Source organism: Erwinia amylovora (assembly GCF_017161565.1).
Taxonomy (GTDB): Bacteria; Pseudomonadota; Gammaproteobacteria; order Enterobacterales; family Enterobacteriaceae; genus Erwinia; species Erwinia amylovora.
The window spans coordinates 1,428,380-1,454,052 of the sequence record NZ_CP066796.1; the positions used below are offsets into that span (position 1 = coordinate 1,428,380).

Annotated in this window: 19 protein-coding genes; 10 read left to right on the forward strand and 9 right to left on the reverse strand. The window is 55.5% G+C overall.

What is annotated here, in order from left to right; genetic code table 11:
- The first annotated feature begins 55 nt into the window (after positions 1-55).
- Together JGC47_RS06645 and kdsB are read left to right on the forward strand one after the other, a co-directional pair.
- A complete protein-coding gene (locus JGC47_RS06645) occupies positions 56-238 on the forward strand; it encodes a Trm112 family protein (protein WP_004156928.1) in 183 nt (60 codons plus the stop codon).
- Positions 235-981: a 3-deoxy-manno-octulosonate cytidylyltransferase gene (kdsB, locus tag JGC47_RS06650; protein ID WP_004156929.1), complete on the forward strand. Its 747-nt coding sequence runs from the start codon at positions 235-237 to the stop codon at positions 979-981. The genes JGC47_RS06645 and kdsB overlap by 4 nt, the downstream gene beginning before the upstream one ends.
- A 753-nt stretch (positions 982-1,734) precedes the next feature.
- Here the strand turns inward: kdsB and elyC are convergent.
- Positions 1,735-2,523 carry an envelope biogenesis factor ElyC gene (gene elyC / locus JGC47_RS06655; protein ID WP_004156935.1) on the reverse strand — a complete coding sequence of 263 codons (789 nt, stop codon included), beginning with the start codon at positions 2,521-2,523 and terminating at the stop codon, positions 1,735-1,737.
- A gap of 126 nt (positions 2,524-2,649) precedes the next feature.
- On the opposite strand from elyC, the gene cmoM reads away from it, so the two are divergent.
- The 7 genes from cmoM to JGC47_RS06690 all read left to right on the forward strand — a co-directional run bounded on the left by cmoM (position 2,650) and on the right by JGC47_RS06690 (position 13,331).
- Positions 2,650-3,438: a tRNA uridine 5-oxyacetic acid(34) methyltransferase CmoM gene (gene cmoM / locus JGC47_RS06660; protein ID WP_004156936.1), complete on the forward strand. Its 789-nt coding sequence runs from the start codon at positions 2,650-2,652 to the stop codon at positions 3,436-3,438.
- Positions 3,431-4,753 (forward strand): chromosome partition protein MukF, encoded by a 1,323-nt coding sequence (mukF, locus tag JGC47_RS06665; protein WP_004156937.1) that lies wholly within the window; start codon positions 3,431-3,433, stop codon positions 4,751-4,753. The genes cmoM and mukF overlap by 8 nt, the downstream gene beginning before the upstream one ends.
- Positions 4,734-5,459 (forward strand): chromosome partition protein MukE, encoded by a 726-nt coding sequence (gene mukE / locus JGC47_RS06670; RefSeq protein WP_004156938.1) that lies wholly within the window; start codon positions 4,734-4,736, stop codon positions 5,457-5,459. The genes mukF and mukE overlap by 20 nt, the downstream gene beginning before the upstream one ends.
- Positions 5,460-9,908: a chromosome partition protein MukB gene (gene mukB, locus JGC47_RS06675; RefSeq protein ID WP_004156939.1), complete on the forward strand. Its 4,449-nt coding sequence runs from the start codon at positions 5,460-5,462 to the stop codon at positions 9,906-9,908.
- A gap of 175 nt (positions 9,909-10,083) precedes the next feature.
- A complete protein-coding gene (gene ldtD, locus JGC47_RS06680; protein ID WP_004156940.1) occupies positions 10,084-11,931 on the forward strand; it encodes a L,D-transpeptidase in 1,848 nt (615 codons plus the stop codon).
- Positions 11,932-12,109: 178 nt separating this feature from the next.
- On the forward strand, positions 12,110-12,658 hold the full coding sequence (mepK, locus tag JGC47_RS06685; RefSeq protein WP_004156941.1) for a peptidoglycan L,D-endopeptidase MepK: 549 nt from the start codon (positions 12,110-12,112) through the stop codon (positions 12,656-12,658).
- A 43-nt stretch (positions 12,659-12,701) separates the two neighbouring features.
- Complete coding sequence (locus JGC47_RS06690) at positions 12,702-13,331, forward strand: MBL fold metallo-hydrolase (protein WP_004156943.1); 630 nt, start codon at positions 12,702-12,704, stop codon at positions 13,329-13,331.
- A gap of 96 nt (positions 13,332-13,427) precedes the next feature.
- Here JGC47_RS06690 and JGC47_RS06695 read toward each other — a convergent pair whose 3' ends face one another.
- The 4 genes from JGC47_RS06695 to pncB all read right to left on the reverse strand — a co-directional run bounded on the left by JGC47_RS06695 (position 13,428) and on the right by pncB (position 19,042).
- Entirely contained in the window at positions 13,428-14,618 is a 1,191-nt protein-coding gene (locus JGC47_RS06695) for an amino acid aminotransferase (RefSeq protein WP_004156945.1), read from the reverse strand.
- A 231-nt stretch (positions 14,619-14,849) separates the two neighbouring features.
- Positions 14,850-15,953, reverse strand: a complete 1,104-nt coding sequence (gene ompC, locus JGC47_RS06700) for a porin OmpC (RefSeq protein WP_004156948.1) — start codon at positions 15,951-15,953, stop codon at positions 14,850-14,852.
- Between the two features lie 301 nt (positions 15,954-16,254).
- Entirely contained in the window at positions 16,255-17,655 is a 1,401-nt protein-coding gene (asnS, locus tag JGC47_RS06705) for an asparagine--tRNA ligase (RefSeq protein WP_004156951.1), read from the reverse strand.
- A 166-nt stretch (positions 17,656-17,821) separates the two neighbouring features.
- The gene (gene pncB, locus JGC47_RS06710; RefSeq protein ID WP_004156952.1) at positions 17,822-19,042 is read right to left on the reverse strand and encodes a nicotinate phosphoribosyltransferase; all 1,221 of its coding nucleotides are present in this window, start codon (positions 19,040-19,042) and stop codon (positions 17,822-17,824) included.
- Between the two features lie 247 nt (positions 19,043-19,289).
- On the opposite strand from pncB, the gene pepN reads away from it, so the two are divergent.
- Positions 19,290-21,905: an aminopeptidase N gene (gene pepN / locus JGC47_RS06715; protein WP_004156954.1), complete on the forward strand. Its 2,616-nt coding sequence runs from the start codon at positions 19,290-19,292 to the stop codon at positions 21,903-21,905.
- 57 nt (positions 21,906-21,962) lie between these two features.
- Here the strand turns inward: pepN and ssuB are convergent, their stop codons facing one another.
- From ssuB to JGC47_RS06735, 4 genes are read right to left on the reverse strand one after another with little or no spacing between them, the layout of a single operon-like run.
- Positions 21,963-22,751, reverse strand: coding sequence for an aliphatic sulfonates ABC transporter ATP-binding protein (gene ssuB / locus JGC47_RS06720; RefSeq protein WP_004156955.1), 789 nt, complete (start codon positions 22,749-22,751; stop codon positions 21,963-21,965).
- On the reverse strand, positions 22,748-23,539 hold the full coding sequence (gene ssuC / locus JGC47_RS06725; protein WP_004156956.1) for an aliphatic sulfonate ABC transporter permease SsuC: 792 nt from the start codon (positions 23,537-23,539) through the stop codon (positions 22,748-22,750). Before ssuC ends, ssuB begins: the two co-directional genes overlap by 4 nt.
- A gap of 10 nt (positions 23,540-23,549) precedes the next feature.
- The gene (ssuD, locus tag JGC47_RS06730) at positions 23,550-24,695 is read right to left on the reverse strand and encodes an FMNH2-dependent alkanesulfonate monooxygenase (protein ID WP_004156957.1); all 1,146 of its coding nucleotides are present in this window, start codon (positions 24,693-24,695) and stop codon (positions 23,550-23,552) included.
- A gap of 14 nt (positions 24,696-24,709) precedes the next feature.
- On the reverse strand, positions 24,710-25,669 hold the full coding sequence (locus JGC47_RS06735) for a sulfonate ABC transporter substrate-binding protein (protein ID WP_004156962.1): 960 nt from the start codon (positions 25,667-25,669) through the stop codon (positions 24,710-24,712).
- Positions 25,670-25,673: the final 4 nt, after the last annotated feature.

The window sequence follows — 25,673 nt, forward strand, 5'->3', positions numbered from 1 at the left end:
TATTCTGACGCGATTCAAAACCGGGTTACATAAACGGGTCCCTTACGGAGAAATCATGGATTATCGTCTACTTGAAATCGTCGCTTGTCCGGTTTGTCACGGCAAGCTGTACTACAACAAAGAACAACAGGAGTTGGTTTGTAAACCTGACGGTCTGGCTTTCCCGGTGCGGGATGGTATTCCCGTGTTACTGGAAGTGGAAGCGCGAGCGCTGACTCTGGACGAGAGCCACCCATGAGTTTTGTTGCCATCATTCCTGCCCGTTTCGCTTCTACCCGGCTACCGGGAAAACCGTTGATGGATATTCACGGTAAACCGATGGTGGTACATGTTATGCAACGTGCACAGGAATCGGGAGCCGGGCGAGTGATTGTGGCGACGGATCATGCTGACGTGGCGCGTGCGGTGGAAGCAGCCGGTGGCGAAGTCTGTATGACTCGGGTCGATCATCAGTCCGGGACTGAGCGTCTGGCAGAAGTGATTGATTACTATCAATTCCCCGACGACAAGGTGATTGTTAACGTTCAGGGCGATGAGCCGATGATCCCCCCGGTCATAATCCGTCAGGTTGCAGAAAACCTTGCGCAGCGCAGCGTAGGGATGGCAACGCTGGCAGTGCACCTGGATTCTGTGGAAGAAGCGTTTAACCCCAATGCGGTGAAAGTAGTACGCGATGCCCAGGGTAACGCGCTGTACTTCTCCCGTGCCACCATCCCGTGGGATCGCGAGCGCTTTGCCGTATCACGTGACAATATTGGCGACCACTTTCTGCGCCATATTGGTATCTACGGCTATCGCGCCGGTTTTATCCGCCGCTATGTGCGTTGGCAAGCCAGCCCGCTGGAGCAGATAGAGCTGCTGGAACAGTTACGCGTGCTGTGGTACGGCGAAAAAATTCACGTTGATGTGGCGCAAGCGGTTCCCAGCCCAGGGGTGGATACGGCAGAAGATCTGTTACGCGTGCGCGCTGCCATGCAGTAAACCTGTTGCGCGCCCGCGTCAGTGGCCGCAACGAGCCGGTAAATATACGCGGTTTTTGCCGCGGAAAGTCCTTTAAAAGCGCCATCATCTGGCCTCTGTTCTGTGAGGAGGCCAGAAACAACAGCTGCGCGCTGACATTGCGCTGGCGCACGGTGAGCCTGTCAGTCGGGTTGAGTGCATCAGCCAGTAGCCCTGGTCCGGCCCTTATACCCTTTATGGCGGCAGCGGACATACGATACCGTGATTAGCCAGATATTTCAGATTGCCAGGTGCCGCCGCCCGGAGGCCCAAAGCTGTTAATGCTGGCACGCAGGGGTGAAGTGCGCCTCCTGGCGCTATACGGCCTGGTCATCAGTCAGCAGGATCACGGTTTAACGTGCTATTAACAGAGCGCATTAGCGGCGTCATGCTGGAGGTGCCGGTGCGAACCCCGGAGCGCGGGCAGCAGCTGCGCGGGCAGATAGTGGCAGTCATGTTCTCCTGATATCGTCCCGTCTGCGCAGGCCTGGTGGGCGACGCTGAACGCATGCAGAAAACAGTTCGCCGGCCCCATTCAGCGGGCTTCGCGTGAGTTTGAACTTCATCCTGTGTGCGCAAGCGGGCCGGAGATGCGCTGGCGAATGATGATGTGCACTTTGTGCCGGTAGCCGAAGGATCCGCGGCACGCCGCTGGCATGATATTATCTGGGATGAAGTGTCGCACCTGATCCTCCGTGCACGGTTCGACCGACCACGTTTACGCTTGCCGCCCGCTCACTGCTGCCGTGGCCCGGTTGACGGGCTGTCTGGCTGTTTCAGCCACTGCCACAGTCGACCGATATTCTCGTAAAGTGCGCGCTCGCTGTGACCAAGCCAGAATGAAGAGGGGAGCACCCGCTCCCAGACGTTAAGTGGGGATGCGACAGCTAACTGATTGGCAGGGGCAGGCCAGGGCTGTAACCCCTGGTACTGGAAAAAGCGTATTGCCCGCGGCAGATGATTCGCCGAGGTCACCAGCGCAAAGGGTTGGTTATGGACGATTTTTGCTACTTCATGCGCTTCCTGTTCGGTATCGCGCGGTTTGTCAAGGATGATAATGGCCGCGGCGGGGACGCCCAGAGATTGTGCCACGCTGGCTGTGACCGCAGCAGAACTCATCGGATTATGCTGCGCTTTACCTCCGGTAAAAATCAGTTTTGCCTGTGGGTTTGCCCGCCAGATGCGGATACCTTCGGCCAGCCGCGGCAGGCTGTTATTCAGCATATTGGAGCTGGGCGCCCATTGCAGGTTCCACGTATAGCCGCCGCCGAGCACCACGATGTAATCCAGCGGGTGCTGATTGTGCCAGGTCGGGTAGCGATGTTCCAGTGGTGCCAGCAGCCTGTCGGCAACCGGTTGCAGGCTTAGCAGCAGCAAAAACAACCAGGCCACGGAAATGAGCGTTTTAGCACTTTTCTGCCAGCGGCTAAACCAAAGCAGGAGAAGCCCCAGCCCGATGATTAGCAGCAGTATTGGCAGCGGAAGCAGCAGGCTACCCATGATTTTCTTCAGGGTAAAAAACATGATAAAGGCCTCTTTTTGTCCGAAAAAACATCACCCAGGCGTTATGAAGCGACGGAAAGGTTCCTTATTTGCCAGTGTATGCCAAAATACTCCGCTGAATCACGCCCTGACGCCGGAGCAGTTAGTATGCAGGATCGCAACTTTGATGATATCGCAGAAAAATTCTCGCAGAACATTTACGGTACCACTAAAGGGCGCATCCGGCAGGCGATCCTCTGGCAGGATTTGGACAAGCTGTTAACCACCTTCCCGGACGGGCCATTGTCGGTGCTGGACGCCGGCGGCGGAGAGGGGCAAACCGGGTGCGGTATTGCCGCGCGTGGGCATCAGGTGCTGTTGTGTGATGTTTCACAAGAAATGTTGACGCGCGCACAGCGTCTCGCGCAACAGCAAGGCGTGAGTGCTAATATGCAGTTCAGGCAGATGAGCGCGCAACAGATTGCCGATGATTTGGATAAACCGGTTGATCTGGTATTGTTTCACGCGGTGCTGGAATGGATAACGGAACCGCAGCAGACTTTAGCCGCCTTGTATCAGGCGCTTAAGCCCGGCGGCGTATTATCGCTGATGTTCTACAACCTCAACGGCCTGTTGATGCAAACCATGGTGTTGGGCAACTTCGGCTATTTGCAGGCCGGATTGAATAAACGTAAAAAGAAAACCCTGTCTCCTGATTATCCACGCGATCCGCAGCAGGTTTACGCCTGGCTGGAAGCATGCGGATTCGTGATAGAAAATAAAACCGGCATTCGGGTTTTCCACGACTATTTGCGTGACAAAAGCAAACAGCTCGACCGGTTTGATGAGGTGCTGGCCCTGGAGAAGCAGTATTGCCGCCAGGAGCCTTTTTTAAGTTTAGGGCGTTACATCCACGTTACCGCGCGGAAACCCATAAGGCAGACGAACTATGAGTGATTTTTCCCAGACATTACCTGAACTGGTGGCCTGGGCGCGAAAAAATGATTTTTCCGTCTCGTTGCCAACCGAACGTCTGGCTTTTTTGCTGGCGCTCGCCACCCTGAACGGGGAGCGCATGGATGGGGAAATGAGTGAAGGCGAACTGATTGATGCTTTTCGCCACGTCAGCGAAGGATTTGAGCAAACCAGTGACACGGTACTGGTACGGGCCAACAATGCCATCAATGACATGGTGCGTCAGCGCCTGGTTAATCGCTTTACCAGCGAGCATTCCGAAGGCCATGCCATTTATCGACTTACCCCGCTAGGCATTGGCATCACCGACTATTACATTCGCCAGCGCGAGTTTTCCACCTTGCGCCTGTCGATGCAGCTGTCAATCGTTGCCAGCGAGCTGAAACGTGCAGCAGATGCCGCCGATGAAAATGGCGATGAGTTCCACTGGCATCGCAACGTTTACGCTCCGCTCAAATACTCGGTGGCGGAGATCTTCGACAGCATTGATATTACCCAGCGCATCATGGATGAGCAGCAGCAGGCGGTAAAAGACGATATCGCACAGTTGCTGCATAAAGACTGGCGCGCGGCTATTTCCAGCTGCGAACTGCTGCTGAACGAAACGTCCGGCACGCTGCGAGAGCTTCAGGATACGCTGGAAGCCGCCGGCGACAAACTTCAGGCCAACCTGCTGCGCATTCAGGATGCGACCATGAACAGCCCGGATCTGGGCTTTGTCGATAAGCTGGTTTTTGACCTGCAAAACAAGCTTGACCGCATAATCAGCTGGGGCCAGCAGGCGATTGACCTGTGGATTGGCTACGACCGACATGTACATAAATTTATCCGCACCGCCATCGATATGGATAAAAACCGCGTGTTCGCCCAGCGTCTGCGTCTGTCGGTGCAAAACTACTTCGACATGCCGTGGGCGCTGACCCACGCCAACGCCGGGCGCCTGTACGACATGCGTGATGAGGATCTGGTATTGCGCAATGAAGAGGTCACCGGCGAACTGCCCTCCGAGCTGGAGTACGAAGAGTTCAACGAAATTCGCGAACGGCTGGCGGCGATGATTGAAGAAGCGCTGGCTGTCTATAAAGCGCAGCAAAAACCGTTGGATCTCGGTGCGGTGATGCGCGATTACCTGACACAATATCCGCGCGTTCGTCATTTTGACGTGGCGCGCATTGTCGTCGATCAGGCCGTACGCTTAGGCGTGGCCGAAGCAGATTTCTCCGGCCTGACTGCTCAATGGCAGGCTATAAATGATTACGGAGCCAAGGTGCAGGCACATGTCATCGACAAATATTGAACAAGTGATGCCGGTCAAACTGGCACAGGCCCTGGCCAGCCCGATTTTCCCGGCGCTGGATAGCCAGCTGCGTGCGGGGCGTCATATTGGTATTGAAGAGCTGGACAACCACGCTTTTCTGATGGATTACCAGGAGTTCCTGGAAGAATTCTATGCGCGCTACAACGTAGAACTGATCCGTGCGCCAGAAGGTTTTTTCTATCTGCGCCCGCGCTCGACCACGCTAATTCCACGTTCGGTGCTTTCTGAGCTGGACATGATGGTGGGAAAAATTCTTTGCTATCTCTATCTCAGTCCTGAACGGCTGGCCAATGAAGGGATCTTCAGCCAGCAGGAGCTGCACGACGAGCTGATGTCTCTGGCCGATGAAGGTCGCTTGCTGAAGCTGGTGAACCAGCGTTCCACCGGATCTGACCTCGACCGCCAGAAGCTACAGGAGAAGATGCGGGCGTCATTAAACCGTCTGCGTCGCCTCGGTATGGTGTGGTTCATGGGTAATGACAGCAGCAAATTCCGTATTACCGAGTCGGTGTTCCGCTTTGGTGCGGACGTGCGCAGCGGGGACGATGCGCGTGAAGCGCAGCTGCGGATGATCCGTGATGGTGAAGCGATGCAGCTTGACGGTGGCCTGGTGCTGAACGAGGAAAGCGGAGAAGGTGATAATGAAACGGAAAACAGCGCGCCGGACAGTGCGGAGGAAGAGTAAATGATTGAACGTGGCAAATTTCGTTCACTAACGCTGATTAACTGGAATGGTTTCTTCGCCCGCACTTTCGACCTTGACGAGCTGGTCACTACGCTGTCAGGCGGTAACGGTGCAGGGAAGTCGACCACCATGGCGGCTTTTGTCACCGCGCTGATCCCCGATCTGACGCTGTTACATTTCCGTAACACCACCGAAGCGGGTGCCACTTCCGGCTCTCGCGATAAAGGGCTGCACGGTAAACTGCGGCCCGGCGTCTGTTACGCGGCGCTGGACGTGGTTAACTCACTGCATCAGCGCGTTATTGTTGGTGTGCGCCTGCAGCAGGTTGCGGGTCGTGACCGCAAAGTGGACATTAAACCGTTCAGTATTCACGGCTTGCCAACGGCAATCAATCCGACGGAAATACTGACCGAAGCGGTCAACGCCCGCCAGGCACGCGTGCTGCCGCTTAGTGAGCTAAAAGAAAAGTTTGAAGCGATGGAGAGCGTGCAGTTTAAACAGTACAACTCCATTACGGATTATCACTCGGTGATGTTCGACCTCGGCATTGTGGCGCGCCGTCTGCGGACCGCCGCCGATCGCAGCAAGTATTATCGCCTGATTGAAGCTTCGCTGTACGGCGGGATCTCCAGCGCGATCACCCGCTCGCTGCGGGACTATTTGCTGCCGGAAAACAGCGGGGTGCGTAAAGCGTTCCAGGATATGGAAGCGGCGCTGCGTGAAAACCGCATGACGCTGGAAGCAATCCGCGTCACACAGTCAGATCGCGATCTGTTTAAACATCTGATTTCAGAAGCAACCAGCTATGTGTCGGCGGACTACATGCGTCACGCCAACGAGCGGCGCATCCACCTCGACGGTGCGCTGCTGCTGCGTAACGAGCTGTTTACCAGCCGCAAGCAGCGCGCCAGCGAGCAGTATCGTCATATTGAAATGGCGCGTGAACTGGCAGAACACAATGCGGCCGAGAGCGATCTGGAGACCGATTATCAGGGGGCCAGCGATCACCTTAATCTGGTACAAACCGCTCTGCGCCAGCAGGAAAAAATCGATCGTTATGATGCCGACCTCGAAGAGCTGACATTCCGCCTTGAAGAACAGAATGAGGTCGTGGCCGAAGCGCGTGAAGTGCAGGAAGAAAACGAAGCACGCAGTGAAGCCGCCGAGCTGGAAGTCGACGAGCTGAAAAGCCAGTTGGCTGACTATCAGCAGGCGCTGGACGTGCAGCAAACCCGCGCTATTCAATATCAGCAGGCGTTACAGGCGTTACAGCGCGCTCAGGACATCTGTCAGCTGCGTGACCTTAACGTCGACAATGCCGAAGAGTGGCAGGAAACCTTCCAGGCAAAAGAGCAGGAAGCCACCGACAAACTCCTGATGCTGGAACAGAAAATGAGCGTGGCGCAGGCCGCGCACAGCCAGTTCGAGCAGGCATATGAGCTGGTAAACCGAATTGCCGGCCCGGTCAGCCGCAGCGATGCCTGGCAGGTGGGGCGCGATTTACTGCGCGATGCCAGCAATCAGCGTTACCACGCTGAACAACTACAGCCGCTGCAAAGCCGCGTCAGCGAGCTGGGGCAGCGGCTGCGTGAACAACAGGATGCTGAACGACTGCTTAGCGATTTCTGCAAGCGTTACGGTCAGCAGGTGGACGCCGCCGATCTGGAAAATGTGCAGGCCGGGCTTGAAGCGCAAATTGAACGGCTTAATGAAAGCGTGGCGGATGCCGGTGAACGGCGCATGACGTTGCGTCAGGAGCTGGAACAGTTGCGTGAACGCACTGCGCGGCTGACGAAACAGGCACCGCAGTGGCTGGCAGCGCAGGAGATCCTCTCACAGCTGGGCGAACAGACCGGGCAGACGCTGGAAAACAGTCAGCAGGTCACCGAGTTTATGCAGCAACTGCTGGAGCGTGAGCGTGAAACGACGGTAGAACGTGACGAAATCGCGGCGCGCAAGCGCGAGATCGAAAAGCAGATTGAGCGTCTCAGCCAGCCCGGAGGCTCAGAAGATGCGCGTCTTAATCACCTTGCTGAACGTTTTGGTGGCGTGCTGCTATCGGAAATCTATGACGATGTCACCCTTGATGATGCGCCCTACTTTTCGGCGCTGTATGGCCCGGCGCGGCATGCCATCGTGGTGCCTGACCTGTCGCTCATCCGTGAACAGCTTGCAGGCCTGGACGACTGCCCGGAAGATCTCTACCTGATTGAAGGTGACCCGCAGTCGTTTGATGACAGCGTATTTGACGTCGATGAGCTGGCAAAAGCGGTTGTTGTCAAGGCGGGTGACCGCCAGTGGCGCTATTCACGTTTTCCAAAAGTGCCGCTCTTTGGCCGTGCGGCGAGGGAAAACCAGCTGGACGTGCTGCGCACCGAGCGTGAAAAGCTGGCGGAGCGCTTCGCCACCCTGTCATTTGACGTGCAGAAAATCCAGCGGCTGCATCAGTCGTTCAGCCGCTTTATCGGCGGCCATATCGGCGTGGCGTTTGAGCCTGATCCGGAAGCGGCAATACGTCTGCTCAACGCTCGCCGTAATGAAGTTGAGCGTGAGCTTAGCAATGATGAAAGCGAAAATCAGCATCAGCGTCAGCAGTTTGATCAGGCAAAAGAAGGCGTAGCGCAGCTTAACCGCCTGCTGCCCCGCGTCAGCCTGTTGCTGGATGACAGGCTACAGGATCGTCACGAAGAGATTCAGGAAAAACTGGCAGAAGCGCAGCAAGCCGCGCGCTTTGTGCAGCAGCACGGAGCACAGCTCGCCAGGCTGGAGCCTGTCCTGTCGGTGCTGCAAAGCGATCCGCAACAGCATGAACAGTTAAAGCTGGACTATCAGCAGGCGCAGCAGCAGCAGCGCGATGCGCGCCAGCAGGCATTTGCCCTGACCGAAGTGGTGCAGCGCCGGGCGCACTTTGGTTACACCGATTCGGCGGGCATGCTCAACGGCACCAGCGATCTGAATGAAAAACTGCGCCAGCGCCTGGAACAGGCTGAAAGCGAACGCGCCAGTGCTCGTGAACGGCTGCGCCAGCATCAATCGCAGCTGACCCAGTATTCCCAGATACTGGCCTCGTTAAAAAGTTCGTATGATGCCAAGCGCGATATGTTGAAAGAGCTACAGCAGGAGATGCAGGATATCGGCGTGCAGGCCGATGCCAGCGCCGAACAGCGGGCGCGTCAGCGCCGCGATCAGCTCTACAGTGCATTGAGCAACAACCGTACGCGCCGTAATCAGCTGGAAAAACAGCTGACATTCTGTGAAGCCGAAATGGACGCGCTGCAGAAAAAACTGCGCCGCCTTGAACGCGAGTACCAGCAGAAGCGCGAACAGGTTGTCAGTGCCAAGGCCGGCTGGGTGGCGGTGCTGCGCATGGTGAAGGATAACGGCGTTGAACGCCGTCTGCACCGTCGCGAGCTGGCTTATCTGGGCGGTGACGAGCTGCGATCAATGTCGGATAAAGCACTGGGGGCGTTGCGTCTGGCGGTGGCGGATAACGAACATCTGCGAGATGTGCTGCGGCTGTCGGAAGATCCAAAACGACCTGAGCGCAAAATTCAGTTCTACATTGCCGTTTACCAACATCTGCGTGAACGCATTCGTCAGGATATCATCCGTACCGATGACCCGGTTGAAGCCATCGAACAGATGGAAATTGAGCTGAACCGGCTGACTGAAGAGCTGACCGCCCGTGAGCAAACGCTGGCTATCAGCTCACGCAGCGTGTCGAATATTATTCGCAAAACCATACAACGTGAGCAGAACCGCATTCGCCAGCTTAATCAGGGCCTGCAGGCCGTTAGTTTTGGCCAGGTGAAGAGCGTGCGTCTGAATGTTAACGTGCGTGAAGCGCATTCAACGCTGCTGGACGTGCTGTCTGAACAGCACGAGCAGCATCAGGATCTGTTCAAAAGCAACCGCCTGACCTTTTCAGAGGCGCTGGCGAAGCTTTATCAGCGTTTGAACCCGCAGATTGATATGGGGCAACGTACCCCGCAAACCATTGGTGAAGAACTGCTCGATTACCGCAACTACCTGGAGATGGAAGTGGAAGTCTGCCGGGGTTCTGACGGCTGGCTACGTGCTGAAAGTGGCGCGCTGTCAACCGGCGAGGCGATCGGTACCGGAATGTCAATCCTGGTGATGGTGGTGCAAAGCTGGGAAGATGAGTCGCGCCGGCTGCGTGGCAAGGACATTTCGCCGTGTCGACTGCTGTTTCTTGATGAAGCAGCGCGTCTGGATGCGAAATCCATTGCCACGCTTTTCGAACTTTGCGACCGCCTGGAAATGCAGCTGATTATTGCCGCTCCGGAAAATATCAGTCCCGAAAAAGGCACCACTTATAAACTGGTGCGTAAAGTGTTCAACAATACTGAACATGTGCATGTGGTTGGCCTTCGCGGTTTTTCCGCCGATCCTGCCGCTGTCACCGGCAGTGAAGAAGTCAGTGTATAGTGTTGGAAAAGCGCAAAAAATAGTGCTTTCTCAGTGGTAAATCAACTAAGGTGGCATTAATCTGAATAGCGGCATTTGTCACCTGACAGGCGAATGCCGTTTTCTGTTCGTATACTTATAACAACGACTCATCGTTATTGTTTTCCAAATTAGCTGACTTAACAGGGAGCAAGGGATGTTGCTGCAGAAATCATCACTCATTCAAGCGCTTGCCGTCGGGTGCAGCCTGCTTTCCGGGCTGGCAGTTTTACCCGGCGCGGTAGCAGGTACACCACCGGTTTTCACTGCGGTGGTGCCGGCTGTCAGCGTCACGCAGAGCCAGCAGCAAATTACGGCCGCTTTACCTCACGGTATAATGCCGTTTTATCTCAAAAACCTTGTGCCGCTGTATGCCAGCAATCATATGCAGCTGATGTGGCAGGATCCTCAGGCGCTCAGGCTGTTTGAGCAACAGCTGGCTGAAGTTGCCCTTTCTGGCGTACAACCGCAGTTTTCCCAATGGGTAAAACAGCTGACGGATCCCGCCATTAAAGGGTTGGCGCGGGATGTGGTGCTATCTGATGCGATGTTGGGTTATCTGCAGTTCACCTCCAGCGTGCCCGCTAAAGGCGAAGCCTGGCTTTACAGCACGGTGCCGTACCGGCTGGAAGCCCCGTCAACGACGGTGATAAACCAGTGGCAGCAAGCCCTTGCCCAGGGCAACCTCGATAGCTTTGTGCGCTCTCTGGCTCCCCGGCATCCGCAGTATGTGCGCATGCATCAGGCGCTGAAATCCCTGCTGGCGGATACCCGGCCGTGGCCGCAAATTGTCGATAAGCAGACGCTGCGACCGGGCCAGATCAGCAATGACGTACCGGCCTTGCGTGATATCCTGCAACGAAACGGAATGATGTCAGCGGCAAATGAGCCTGCCAGGCCACCGGTGGAAGTGGTAGGTGCGGTGAATGCCCCCCTGGTGCATGACGATGATAATGCGCAACCGGACACAGGCTTAGGTGGTCAGGGGGAAAACAGCGCCGTTGTCAGCCCGTCGGCGAAGATATCAGGCGATGCCTCCAACGCAGCCGCAGAGCCAAATGTCTTTACCGGGCAGGCGGCGTTGGGCAGCCCGACGAATACCTATACGCCGCAGCTGGTGGAGGCGCTAAAACGGTTCCAGCGTTGGCAAGGGCTGGAGGCCGATGGCGCGATAGGGCTGCGCACCCGCCAATGGCTGAACGTCTCGCCGCCGCAGCGGGCGACACTGCTGGCGTTAAATATTCAGCGTCTGCGCCTGCTGCCCGATGATATGCACAACGGCATAATGGTTAACATCCCAAATTATTCGCTGGCTTACTACGTCAATGGCCGTGAAATACTGTCTTCCCGCGTCATCGTCGGCCGCCCGGACCGTAAAACGCCATTGATGCGTAGCGCGTTGAATAATGTCGTGCTTAACCCACCGTGGAACGTGCCAACCACGCTGGTTCGCAAAGATATTGTGCCGAAGGTGAAACAGGACCCGATGTATCTGTATAAACACGGTTATACCTTGCTTGCAGGCTGGAGTAACGAAGCAGAAGTGGTTGACCCTTCAATGATTAACTGGAGTATGGTTTCTGCTGCTTCTTTCCCGTACCGCATCCGCCAGGCGCCTGGCCCCACCAACTCGCTGGGGCGCTACAAGTTCAATATGCCAAGCTCTGACGCTATCTACCTGCATGACACGCCAAATCATGGCCTGTTTCAGAAGGATATTCGCGCTCTGAGTTCCGGCTGCGTAAGGGTGAATCGCGCTTCCGATCTGGCTAATTTGCTGCTGCATGATGTGGGCTGGGACGACGCGCGCATCTCCGGCACGCTGAAGGAGGGGAATACTCGCTTCGTGCCGATCCGCCATCGTATCCCGGTCAACCTCTATTATTTGACCGCCTGGGTAGCGGAAGATGGGCTGCCGCAGTTTCGTACAGATATTTACAATTATGACTACACCGCGCGTTCAGGTACTCAGGTGCTGGCGCGGGCTGGGCAATTGTTGCTCTAATCTCTGATTAATCAGCAGTTCACCGGGTGTTGAGCGTAAGGGCTGATGGGTTCCACTCCCGGACCAATGCGTTATTTTCGTACTTCGCCGGGTTGACGGATGAATTCGCGCCCGGTAAGGTTCCAGCCAGCGCATTATATGCACAATCCCGAATTTTATAGCCAGGTAATACAGCTTTATGGATAAGATCGACTCTCATCGCCGTAAGTGGTTGACTCTGGGCGGAGCCGCCCTGGGTGTCGCACTACTTCCGAGCCAGGCTTTTGCCTCGCTTTCTACCGCTCGTCCCCGGATGCTCACTCTTAATAATCTGCACACCGGTGAAAGTCTTAAAACCGAGTTTTTTAACGGTAAAACCTACGATAAGTCAGAACTGACGCGTCTTAACCACTTTTTCCGGGATTATCGGGCCAATAAAAGTAAGAGTATCGATCCCCACCTGTTCGATCAGTTGTTCCGTTTGCAAACCCTGCTGAATACCCGTAAACCGGTTCAGCTGATTTCCGGCTACCGTTCGCTGGCAACCAACAACATGCTGCGTGAGCGCAGTGACGGCGTGGCTAAGCACAGCTACCACACGCTGGGACAGGCGATGGATTTCCATATTGAAGGGATCTCATTAAGCAATATCCGCAAAGCTGCACTTTCGCTACGGGCGGGCGGTGTAGGGTACTATCCTCGCAGTAACTTTGTGCACATTGATACCGGGCCGGTTCGGCGCTGGTAAGGCGAAATTCCTGCTGCCCTGTGGCGGCCGGCCATGGAGTATTATGAATTATCACATTATCCCGGTCACCGCGTTCGCGCAGAACTGTTCGGTCATTTGGTGCCCTGAAACCGGTGAAGCTGCACTGGTTGATCCGGGCGGCGATGCACAGAAGATCAAACATGAGATCGCTGCCCTCGGCTTAACGGTTAAGCAAATCCTGTTGACTCATGGCCACCTCGACCATGTTGGCGCTGCGGCCGAGCTGGCCGAACATTACGATGTCCCGATTGTCGGGCCGCATAAGGCGGACAAATTCTGGCTGGACGGTTTACCGCAGCAAAGCCAGATGTTCGGCTTCGACGAATGCGCGCCACTGACCCCGGACCGCTGGCTGCAAGAGGGGGAAGTCGTACTTGTTGGCAACACCGTGCTGGAAGTGCTGCTGTGCCCCGGACATACGCCGGGTCATATTGTGTTCTTCGAGCGTAAAGCCCGTCTGCTGGTTTCCGGCGATGTGATTTTCAGCGGTGGCGTAGGGCGCTCAGACTTCCCGCAGGGCAGCCACCAGGACCTGATCGCTTCCATCCTGAACAAGTTACTGCCGCTGGGTGACGACGTGACCTTTATCGCAGGTCATGGACCAATGTCAACGCTGGGACGCGAGCGTATCAGCAATCCGTTCCTGCAATAACCGCCTTCACCACGGAAAAAGCCTGCTATTGCAGGCTTTTTCCGTTTACAGCGTTAGCCAATCACGGGGGGGCTGCTATGGCGGCCCGGCACCGAACTACAGCACAGCGGCGATAGCCTCACACAGCGGGGCTATATTATCTGTCGTCATACCCGCTACGTTAACGCGCCCGGAGTTCACCGCATACACGCCAAACTCATCGCGCAGCCTGACGACCTGATCTTTTGTCAGGCCGCTGAAGGAAAACATGCCGTTTTGCGCAATAATAAAGCCGAAGTCGCCTTTCGCCCCTTTTTCTTCAAGCGTCTTGACAAATAGCTGGCGCATAAGCTGTATACGATCGCGCATGCTGGTCAGCTCCTGCTCCCATTGCGCACGCAGATCGCTGTTGCTAAGGATGGTGGCAACCACTGCCGCCCCGTGTGCCGGAGGATTGGAGTAGTTAGCCCGAATGGTCGCTTTCACCTGGCTGAAGGCGGTATCAACCACCGCAGCGTCGCTGGCAACCAGGGTAAATGCACCCACACGCTCATTGTACAGGCCAAAATTCTTCGAGTATGAGCTGCACACGATCAGCTCCTGATGGCTGGCTGCGAAAGTACGCAAACCTTCGGCATCCTGCTCCAGACCGCGGGCGAAGCCCTGGTAGGCAAAGTCAAACAGCGGCAGCCAGCCCTTAGTCAGCGACAGATCGGCAAGCTGCGCCCACTGTTCGGCAGTCGGGTCAATGCCGGTGGGATTGTGGCAGCAGCCGTGGAACAGGACAATATCACCGGCCACGGCAGCATTAAGACTTTGCAGCATGCCGTCGAAATCCAGATTGTGGCTGGCAGCATCATAATAGTCGTATTGACAAACTTCCAGACCGGCGGCAGTAAACACGTTCTGATGATTTGGCCAGCTGGGATTGCTGACCCAGACGCGTTTTGCACTGGTTTGTGTGGCGATAAAATCCGCAGCGACCCGCAGTGCGCCAGTGCCTCCTGGAGTCTGCGCAGTGCGTGCTCGTTGGCTGGCAATCAGAGGGCTGGCGGCGCCAAACAACAGTTCCTGAGTACAGCGGGCGAAGTCGGCAATCCCGTCGATGCTCAGATAGTTTTTGGTTGTTTCGTTTTCCAGCAGATACCGTTCAGCTTTTTTAACGCTGGACAGTACCGGCGTTTTGCCGGTTTCATCTTTATACACGCCAATACCGAGGTTAATTTTGTTCAGGCGCTTATCCGTTCGAAACAGATCGGCTAAGCCAAGAATAGGGTCGGCGGGGGCAGCTGCAATACGTTCAAACATAGTGGGAGTCCGTTAGCTTAATCTAAAGCGAATTGTTGGCTCAGGTTACCGTCATACAGGGAGAATTGCCAATCGTTTGCGGCGAAAAAAAGCCCCGGCAATGAAGACAAGGAATGAGAATAGCGTCCCGGTCGCCACAACCGAAACTCCCTGCAGAAGGCCAAAAAAAAGCGGGGCCGAAGCCCCGTCTGACGCACACATCGCCGCGGATAAACCGCGGCAGAGTGATAATTAGAACTGGTATACCAGGCCAACGCCAACGGTGTTGTCGGTAGAAATACCGGCATTACGGGTGAATTCGTTTTCATCCAGCAGGTTGATTTTGTAATCAACGTAGGTGGACATATTTTTGTTGAAGTAGTAGTAGGTGGCCACGTCGATGTACTTATACAGATCCTGTTTGCCAACGTTTTCGATCTTCTTACCGACAGACTGCACGTAAGCCAGGGATGGACGCAGGCCGAAGTCGAACTGGTATTGTGCCACCGCTTCGAATTTCTGCTCTTTGTTGACCATGCCGCTACGATCTACGCCGTCGAAATTACCGCTGATAAAGGTGTTGTTACGGGTTTCACCGTACATCGCCGCGAGGTAAACACTTTTTGCGTCATACTTAACGGCGGTAGACCAGGTTTCAGCGGTTTTACTGCCGTTCGCGAAGTAGGCGTTCTGCTGAGCGTTGGTGCGATCTGACCTGGTGTAAGCAGCAGATACCGCCACGCCAACCGGAGTAGTATAGGTAACGGAGCTGCCCCAACCGTCGCCGTTCGCTTTTTCAATTTTACGACCGTTATCGCTTTCTTCGTTTTTGCCCTGGTACTGCAGCGCGAAGTCAAGACCATCAACCAGACCGAAGAAGTTGCTGTTACGGTAGGTGGCCAGACCGTTAGAACGACCGACCATGCCGTTATCGGAATAACCAGAGTCACCGCCGAATACCGGCAGGATATCGGTCCATGCCAGCGGATCATAGCCGACGCCATAGTTACGACCGTAATCGAACGCGCCGTAATCAGCAAACTTCAGGCCGGCAAAGCCAACGCGGGTTTTAGAACCAGAAGTACCTTCTGCTTCAGCCACGTTTGCCTGTACGTTGTATTCCCACTGGCCGTAACCGGTCAGCCGATCGCTGATTTGAGTTTCACCTTTGAAACCGAAACGAACGTAAGACTCATCTCCGTCTTCACCGGAGTTATCTGAAAATTGGTGACGCGCATCAACTTTACCGTACAGGTCCAGTTTGTTGCCATCTTTGTTATAGATTTCTGCAGCGTTAGCGGCACCCGCTGCCAACAGAGCTGGGATCAATACTGCAAGAATGTTGCGCTTCATCATTAATTATTACCCTCGTTGGAGTTATTTGAACACCTGCCACTGCCGACAACAATTCTTTACAGAACCTTGAAGAGAGTTTGGTGTCTTCCTGTGTCTTCAGGCATCTTTCCATTGGTAGCCCGGTTAATCTAGCCCGAAAATGCTACTAATCTCTTATTCTGGTAACAATATGAAAAATTGTATTTCAAAATGTAATAAATAAGGGAGTTTGTGAGTCAACTCTAAATTTACAAAAATAAAAAAAAGGCCGACGATGTCGGCCTTAATATTTATTTTAATTTTCTTATATTTAATGCAGAAATCAGAAAGTCGCGTTACGTGGAGTTCGTGGGAAGGCGATAACATCCCTTACATTTTGCACGCCAGTGACATAAGCGATTAATCGTTCGAAACCCAGTCCGAAACCGGAATGCGGTACGGTGCCGTAACGGCGCAGATCGCGATACCACCAGTAATCTTCTTTATTCAGCCCCATCTCGGCCAGACGTGCATCTAACACCTCAAGGCGCTCTTCACGCTGGGAGCCACCGATAATTTCGCCAATGCCCGGAGCCAGCACGTCCATAGCCGCAACGGTTTTACCGTCGTCATTCAGGCGCATATAGAATGCTTTGATATCTTTCGGGTAATTTTTGACCACTACCGGGGCTTTGAAGTGTTTTTCCGCCAGGTAGCGCTCATGCTCCGAAGAGAGATCGATACCCCAGGCAACCGGGTTGTCAAATTTCTGCCCAGATGCCAGCAGGATCTCAATGGCTTCGGTGTAATTGACCTGTGCGAAATCGGTCGTTACAAAACGTTCAAGGCGTGAAACGGCATCTTTGTCTACGCGTTCCGCGAAGAAAGCCATATCATCGGCGCGTTCGGTAAGCACCGCTTTAAAAGCGTACTTAAGCATCGCTTCCGCCAGGGCAGCATTGTCTTCCAGGTCGGCAAAGGCCATTTCCGGCTCCAGCATCCAGAACTCTGCCAGATGGCGGCTGGTATGCGAGTTTTCCGCGCGGAAAGTTGGCCCGAAGGTATAGATTTTCGAGACAGCGCTGGCGTAGGTTTCGCCGTTCAGCTGGCCGGATACGGTCAGGAACGCTTCCTTACCGAAGAAGTCTTCATCGTAATTGACTTTGCCTTCTGGCGTACGCGGCAGGTTTTCCATATCCAGCGTTGAGACGCGAAACATTTCGCCGGCGCCTTCGGTATCAGAAGCGGTGATCAGCGGGGTGGAAACCCAGAAGAAACCCTGTTCGTCGAAGAAACGATGCAGCGCCTGTGCCAGAGTATGGCGAACGCGCGCCACCGCGCCAATCAGGTTAGTGCGTGGGCGCAGGTGCGCAACTTCACGCAGATATTCGATGCTGTGGCGCTTCGCCGCCATCGGATAGGTATCCGGGTCATCAACCCAGCCCACCACTTCAACCTCGGTTGCCTGAATTTCAAAGCTTTGTCCCTGACCCGGCGATGCAACGACTTTCCCCGTAATCACAACCGAGCAGCCGGTCGTCAGACGTAATACCTCATTCTGATAGTTATTCAGAGAATTATTGACGACAGCCTGAACCGGATCAAAGCAGGAACCGTCATAAACGGCGATAAAGGAAATACCGGCTTTCGAATCTCTTCGGGTACGCACCCAGCCACGTACGGTGACTTCACTGTCTACCGTGACCCGGCCGTGCAGTACATCCGCTACAGGCACAACGCTCATATTCGTTTCTCACTATTAGTCTTAATCGGAATGGAATACCCCAATTCAGGGTATCGCTATGTTACTTGTCAGCGGAGGAGAAACAAGAGAAATTCTGGTACACAGAGAGATTTATTCGGCAAGGTTAAAGCCGGGGGCAGATGCGATCTGCCCCCATGAAGCAGGCCTAGCTGGCTTTCTTCACCAGCGGCAAATCAAAGGCTTTACGCAGGGCGCGCACAAAGGCTTTGTCGTGGCAAATGGTTTTACCGGGGCTGTCCGAGAGTTTGGCAACCGGCTTACCATTGCATTCCACCAGTTTTATCACGATATTGAGCGGTTTGACCTGGGGTATATCACAGGTGAGTCGGGTACCAATGCCGAAGATAACATTGATGCGCTGTGCAAAATGACGATATAGCGCCACGGCTTTATCCAAATCGAGATTGTCAGAGAACACCAGCGTTTTACTCAGTGGGTCGATGCCCAACTGCTGATAGTGGGCTATGGCTTTTTCACCCCATTCCACCGGGTCGCCAGAATCATGGCGCAGTCCCTGATAAGCATGAGCAAACTCACCGCCGAAATCGCGCAGGAAGGCATCCATGGTAATACAGTCGGTAAGGGCGATACCCAGTCGGTCGGGATATTCGTCCAACCATGCCTGTAACGCAGCGCGCTGGCAGTTAGCCAAGGTTGGGCTGATTTGCTGATGAGCCTGGAACCACTCATGCGCCTGGGTGCCGACCGGAGTCAGATTCAACCGGCGGGCGATATCATAATTGCTGGAACCCACCAGCCATGGAAATTCCTGCTGGAGGGTGCTGACAATTGCCAGCTGCACGTCGTGTGAGAAACGGCGACGGGTACCGAAATCCATCAAACGGAAACATGACATATCGAGGCCAGCGGTCAGCTGCGTAAACTTCACCAGCTTACTCTTCAGCTGGCTGACGGCCATTTCAGCCGTGACCAGCGGTGAGCGATGACGGTGAACCACCTCACTGATCAATGCCAGCAGTGGCACTTCCCACATAATCACTTCGTGCCAGGGGCCGCTGATGCGGATATCCAGCTTTCCCTGCAGGTTGCGCACTGCCACCTGTGCGGGGTTGTAGCGGAAAGTGCGCAGCCAGTTCAGGTAATCCGGTTTAAAAAACGGCAGGCTGGAGAGATAAGCAAACTCGTCCTCAGTGAGCGTCAGCGAGGCCATTGCCGCTATCTGCCGGACTATTTCATCCGCGTAGATGCCAAGCATGTCGTCGCCGCGGCAACGGAATTCAGCCGTTACCGTCACATCGTAATAACGATGGAAAACCGCCTGCTGCATATGAAGTTTATAGGCATCGGTGTCGAGAAGCGTGGTCAGGATCGGGGCAGCGTGTCGTGTCATGGTGCGTTTCAGCATCCTCTGGCGAAGAGCGTTATCCCTGGTTCAAAGAATATAAAGTCGCAGGAGTATAACCTGAATATGCATTTATTGAACCTGATTGCAGCACAATTAAAACAGTCTGTTTACCTGTAACCACAGTGTTTATACGAGAAATTGCCCTCTTTATAGACAACAACAACGATTGAGCGCGATTCAACGTGGCAACATAGCAATAACAGGAATAGACTTTAACCCATACTTATTACTGATGTGAGAAGGACTTATGACGCAATTGCCGTTAGCTAAAAATCGCCATGACTACCGCGCCCCGGATTATACGATCACCGATATCGACCTGACCTTCAACCTGGATGCCGGCACCACGCAGGTAACGGCCGTCAGCCAGATAAAGCGGCTGGGTGCCAGCGGAGCCGATCTTCGTCTTGATGGTGAAGATCTGACGCTGGTATCGCTGCATGTTGACGACTGCGCCTGGCCGCATTACCACCAGGAAGAGGGCGCGCTGGTATTACAACAGCTGCCGGAAAACTTCACCCTGAAAATTGTGAATGACATTCATCCTGATAAAAACACCGCGCTGGAAGGGCTGTATAAGTCCGGCGAGGCGCTTTGCACCCAGTGCGAAGCAGAAGGCTTCCGCCATATCACCTGGTACCTTGACCGCCCGGACGTGCTGGCGCGCTTTACCACCACCGTCATCGCCGCTCAGGCTCCTTATCCTTATCTGCTATCTAACGGTAACCGCGTTGATGCCGGGCAGCTTGAAGACGGGCGTCACTGGGTGAAGTGGCACGATCCTTTCCCGAAGCCTTGCTACCTGTTTGCTCTGGTTGCGGGTGACTTCGATGTGCTGCGCGACAGCTTTACCACCCGCTCCGGTCGCGACGTGGCGCTGGAAATTTTTGTTGACCGGGGCAACCTCGATCGCGCTGACTGGGCAATGACCTCGCTGAAGAACAGCATGAAGTGGGATGAGGAACGTTTCGGGCTGGAATACGATCTCGATATCTTCATGATCGTCGCCGTCGATTTCTTCAACATGGGTGCGATGGAAAACAAAGGGCTGAACGTCTTCAATTCTAAGTTTGTGCTGGCTAAAGCTGAAACCGCTACCGACAAAGATTACCTTGGCATTGAGGCGGTGATCGGCCATGAATACTTCCACAACTGGACCGGTAACCGCGTCACCTGTCGCGACTGGTTCCAGCTCAGTTTGAAAGAGGGATTGACGGTATTCCGCGATCAGGAGTTTAGCTCCGACCTCGGTTCCCGGGCGGTAAACCGCATCGATAACGTGCGCAAGATGCGCGGTTTACAGTTTGCCGAAGATGCCAGCCCGATGGCGCACCCCATTCGCCCGGAGCAGGTGATAGAAATGAATAATTTCTATACGCTGACGGTGTATGAAAAGGGGGCAGAAGTGATCCGCATGATGCATACCTTGCTGGGCGAAGAGAATTTCCAGAAAGGGATGCAGCTCTATTTCGAACGCCACGACGGCAGTGCCGCCACCTGTGATGATTTTGTCCTGGCGATGGAAGACGCCTCTCACGTTGACCTGTCCCAGTTCCGTCGCTGGTACAGCCAGTCCGGTACGCCGGTGCTGTCAATCCGCGACGACTACAACCCGGAGCTGGAGCAATACACGCTGCATGTCACCCAGATGACGCCGCCGACTGCCGACCAGCAACAGAAGCTGCCGCTGCATATTCCGCTGGATATTGAATTGTACGATGCGGAGGGGAAAGTGATCCCGTTACAGCATAACGGTCGCCCGGTGCACCATGTGCTTAACGTCACGGAAAGCTTCCAGACCTTTGTCTTTGATAACGTTTACTTCCAGCCGGTTCCATCGTTACTGCGCGAGTTCTCCGCGCCGGTGAAGTTGGACTACCACTGGAGCGATGCCCAGCTGACTTTCCTGATGCGCCACGCCAGCAACGATTTTGCGCGTTGGGATGCGGCGCAAAGCCTGATGGCCAGTTACATTAAGCTGAACGTTTTCCGCCAGCAGCAGGGACAGCCGCTGTCGCTACCGCTGCATGTGGCAGATGCTTTCCGCGCCGTCCTGTTAGAGGAAAACAGCGATCCGGCATTGACCGCCCTGATCCTGACATTGCCGGCAGAAAACGAGATAGCCGAGCTGTTTGACATTATCGACCCGCAGGCAAACTCTGTGGTACGCGAGGCGCTGGTGCGTACCCTGGCCAGTGAACTGGCCGATGAGCTGCTGGCGGTTTATCACGCCAGCCTGACGGCAGAGTACCGCACAGAACAGGCGGATATCGGTAAGCGAGCGCTGAAAAATGTTTGTCTGAGCTATCTGGCCTTTGGCGATGTGGCGTTGGCGGATAAGCTGGTCAGGGCGCAATACGGTCATGCCAACAATATGACTGATACGGTTGCCGCGCTGTCAGCGGCGGTGGCGGCTCAGTTACCGTGCCGTGACCAACTGCTGGCAGAGTTCGACGACCGCTGGCATCAGGATGGTTTAGTGATGGATAAATGGTTTACCCTGCAGGCCACCAGCCCGGCGGAGGACGTCCAGACGCAGGTGCGGGCGCTGCTGCATCACCGCTCCTTTACCCTCGGTAATCCTAACCGCGTTCGCTCGCTGATCGGGGCCTTTACGCAGTTAAACCCTTCGGCGTTCCATGCCATTGACGGCAGCGGCTATCAGTTGCTGGTGGATATCCTCACCGATCTGAATACGCGTAACCCGCAGGTGGCGGCACGCATGATAGAGCCACTGATTCGACTGAAACGCTATGACAAAACCCGCCAGGGGCTGATGCGTCAGGCTCTGGAACAGTTGAAAGGACTGGATAAGCTTTCGGGCGATCTGTTTGAGAAAATCACTAAGGCCCTGAGCGCCTGATAGGGGATCCCGGATAAAATGGGCGACCGGATCGCCCATTTTATCGCTATTAGGCGGTCAACGTTGTGCGTAACGTTTTTCATGCGTGGGAACCGTGCGCTTCATCACGCGATCCAATACCTGTGCCTCCAGCTCGGCCAGTCTTAACGATCCTTTACGACGAGGACGTGGCAGATCGACGGGCAGATCGAGGCCAATCTCTCCATCTTCAATCAACAGCACCCGGTCGGCCAGCGCCACCGCCTCGCTGACGTCATGCGTGACCAGCAGCACGGTAAAGTGGTGCTGTTGCCAGAGCGATTCAATCAGATCCTGCATCTCAATGCGGGTTAGCGCATCCAGAGCGCCCAGTGGTTCGTCCAGTAGCAGCAAACCGGGACGATGGATCAACGCCCGCGCCAGCGCAACGCGCTGTTTCTGACCGCCGGACAGGGCTGCGGGCCAGTCAGTCGCCCGCTCGGCAAGGCCGACCGCCTCAAGCGCCCTGAGGGCGTTATCCTTCCAGCTTTTGCCTTTCAATCCAAGGCCAACATTATTAATCACGCTTTTCCACGGCAGCAGGCGCGCGTCCTGAAACATCAGACGAATATCTTCGCGTGCATCGCCGAGCGGGGCGCTTCCGGCCAGCAGATGCCCGCTGCTTGATGTTTCCAGACCGGCCAGCAGTCGCAGCAGGGTACTTTTGCCGCAGCCGCTGCGGCCAACCACGGCAACAAACTGGCCGGAAGGGATATGCAGGTCGAGCGCGTTCAGCACCGTGCGGCCGTGATACTGCTTGCTGACGCCCTTGATAACCAGTGGCGTACCGGGATTCAGACGTGCCGGAGAGGGGGTTAACTCACTCATGGGTTTTCCTCTTTCAGTTGATACGCCGGGTGCCAGCGCAGCCACGTGCGCTCCAGCAGCTGTGCGCTGGCGTCGGCCAGTTTACCCAGCAGGGCATAAAGAATGATCGCCACCACCACCACATCGGTTTGTAAGAACTCGCGCGCGTTCATCGCCAGATAGCCGATGCCGGAGTTGGCCGAAATGGTTTCCGCCACGATAAGCGTTAGCCACATCAGGCCGAGCGCGAAACGCACGCCGACCATCATCGAGGGCAGCGCGCCCGGCAGCACCACCTGCATAAACAGACTCCAGCCGGACAGACCGTAACTGCGCGCCATCTCAAGCAGGCCGTGGTCAATATTGCGGATGCCATGCCAGGTGTTGATATAGATTGGGAACAGAGTACCCAGCGCCACCAGGAAGATCTTGGCGGTCTCATCAATGCCAAACCACAGGATAACCAGAGGGATCAGCGCCAGATGTGGCACGTTGCGCAGCATCTGCACCGAAGTATCCAGCAGGCGTTCGCCGAGCCTGGACATGCCGGTGATCAAACCCAGCAAAAGGCCAATAGCGCCGCCGATGCTGAAACCGATGGCCGCCCGCCAGCTGCTGATCGCCAGATGTTGCCATAGCTCACCGCTGGCTGACAGTTTGCAGAAGGCGGCGACAATTGCTGCGGGCGAGGGCAGAATGCGCGTCGAAAGCCAGCCGGACCATGATGCCAGCTGCCACAGCGCCACCAGCACAATCGGCATGGCCCAGGGCAATAAAGCATCTGCAATGCGTTTCAGGATCCTGCTCATCTGCTTACCTCTAACTCTGTGACACCTTTTGCGGTGCGAAATCATGAGCAACATGCTCGCCGTGGGCCTGAATGTCTGCGGGCTTTGGTACTTCCGGTATGTTGAGATCGAGGTGCGGGAACAGCAGCTCGCCAACGCGATACGCCTCCTCAAGGTGCGGGTAGCCGGAAAGAATAAAGGTTTCAATGCCGAGATCGGCATATTCCTGCATACGAGCCGCCACCGTTGGGCCATCGCCGACTAACGCGGTGCCCGCTCCGCCACGTACCAGGCCAACCCCGGCCCACAGGTTCGGGCTGATCTCCAGGCGATCGCGCTTGCCGCCGTGCAGGGCTGCCATACGCTGCTGGCCCACGGAGTCGGTACGTGCCAGCGCCGACTGAGCGTGAGCAATCGTCTCATCGTCCAGATGTGAGATCAGGTGGTCGGCGGCCTGCCAGGCTTCCTCATTGGTCTCACGCACGATGACATGCAGGCGGATGCCGAAGCGAACTTTGCGGCCCTGTGCTGCTGCTTTCGCCTGCACCCGGTCAATTTTCTCTTTCACCTGGGCTGGCGGTTCTCCCCAGGTCAGATAGACATCAACCTGCTCCGCAGCCAGATCCTGTGCCACCTCAGAGGAGCCGCCGAACCACAGCGGAGGACGCGGTTGCTGAACCGGCTTAAACATCAGCCTTGCACCGCGAACATGCACATATTTTCCTTCGTAATCCACCGTTTCCCCTTCAAGCACTCGTCGCCAGACGCGGGTGAATTCGGCGGATTCAGCATAGCGTTGGCGATGATCGAGGAACACGCCGTCGCCGGCCAGCTCCCCGGCGTCACCGCCGGTTACCAGGTTAAACAAAGCTCTGCCGTTGGACAAACGGTCCAGCGTGGCCGCCTGTCGCGCCGCCTGAGTCGGTGAAATCACGCCGGGTCGCAGCGCCACCAGAAAACGCAGGCGCTGGGTAACCGGGACCAGCGAGGCAGCAACCAGCCAGGCATCTTCACAGGAGCGGCCCGTCGGGATCAGCACGCCGCCAAAGCCGAGGCGATCGGCGGCCTGGGCAATCTGTTGCAGATAGGCGTGATCCACCGGCCGCGCCCCCTGACGGGTGCCCAGATATCGCCCATCGCCGTGAGTCGGCAGAAACCAGAAGACGGAAAGACTCATTTTCTATTCCTCAATCAATCAGATGAAGGGCCATGCCAGATGCGGCTGGAGATATCGACTTTTACCGGCATTAAATGGCTGGCATAAAACAGATCTGCGGTTTGCTGTTGAGCCCGTGCCGTTTTTTCACTTACCAGGCTTATCGTGCTGTCAGGGCGGTGATCGAGGTAGCTGGCGATGACGGTTTCGGGTAGCCCCATCGCCGTGGCGAGCAGCTTCACGCTCTGTTCACGCTGGCTGCGCGTCAGAGCATCCGCCTGGCTGAAGGTATCGAGCACCTGCTGTAAGAACAGGCCATTTTTCTGCGTAAACGGGCGAGTGGCAAGATAGAACGAACCGGTAAGGTCTAAAGTGCTGCCATCTTTCAGCACGCGCGCGCCCCCTTGCTGGATGGCTGCGGAGTAATACGGATCCCAGATTGTCCAGGCATCCACGTCACCCTGCTGGAAAGCGGCGCGCGCATCGGCGGGCGTCAGAAATGCCGGTGTGATATCGTTGAAACTCAGTCCCGCCTCGCGCAGCGCCCGTAGTAACAGATTATGCGAACTGGATCCCTTCTGAAACGCGATCTTATGTCCCTTAAGCTCCGCGACGGTTTTGATCGGGCTGTTTTCAGCGACAAGAATCACTTCAGCCAGTGGTTTAGGCGGTTCGGCTCCGACATACAGCATATCAGCCCCGGCAGCCTGAGCGAAAATGGGCGGGATATCACCGGTACTGCCCAGATCGATACTGTTGACGTTGAGCGCCTCCAGCATCTGTGGTCCGGCCGGGAACTCCACCCACTTAATTTGCGTATCAGGAAAGCGCTTTTCCAGCAGACGATGGGACTTTGCCAGCACCATGCTGACTGAGCCTTTTTGATAGCCGATGCGGATCTGCTTTGGCGCATCCGGCGTTGCTGCCGTGGCCAAACCAGCGGCCAGCAGGCCGGTGAGCAACACGCGGGTGATGACTTTAGACAACAATACCATGCTC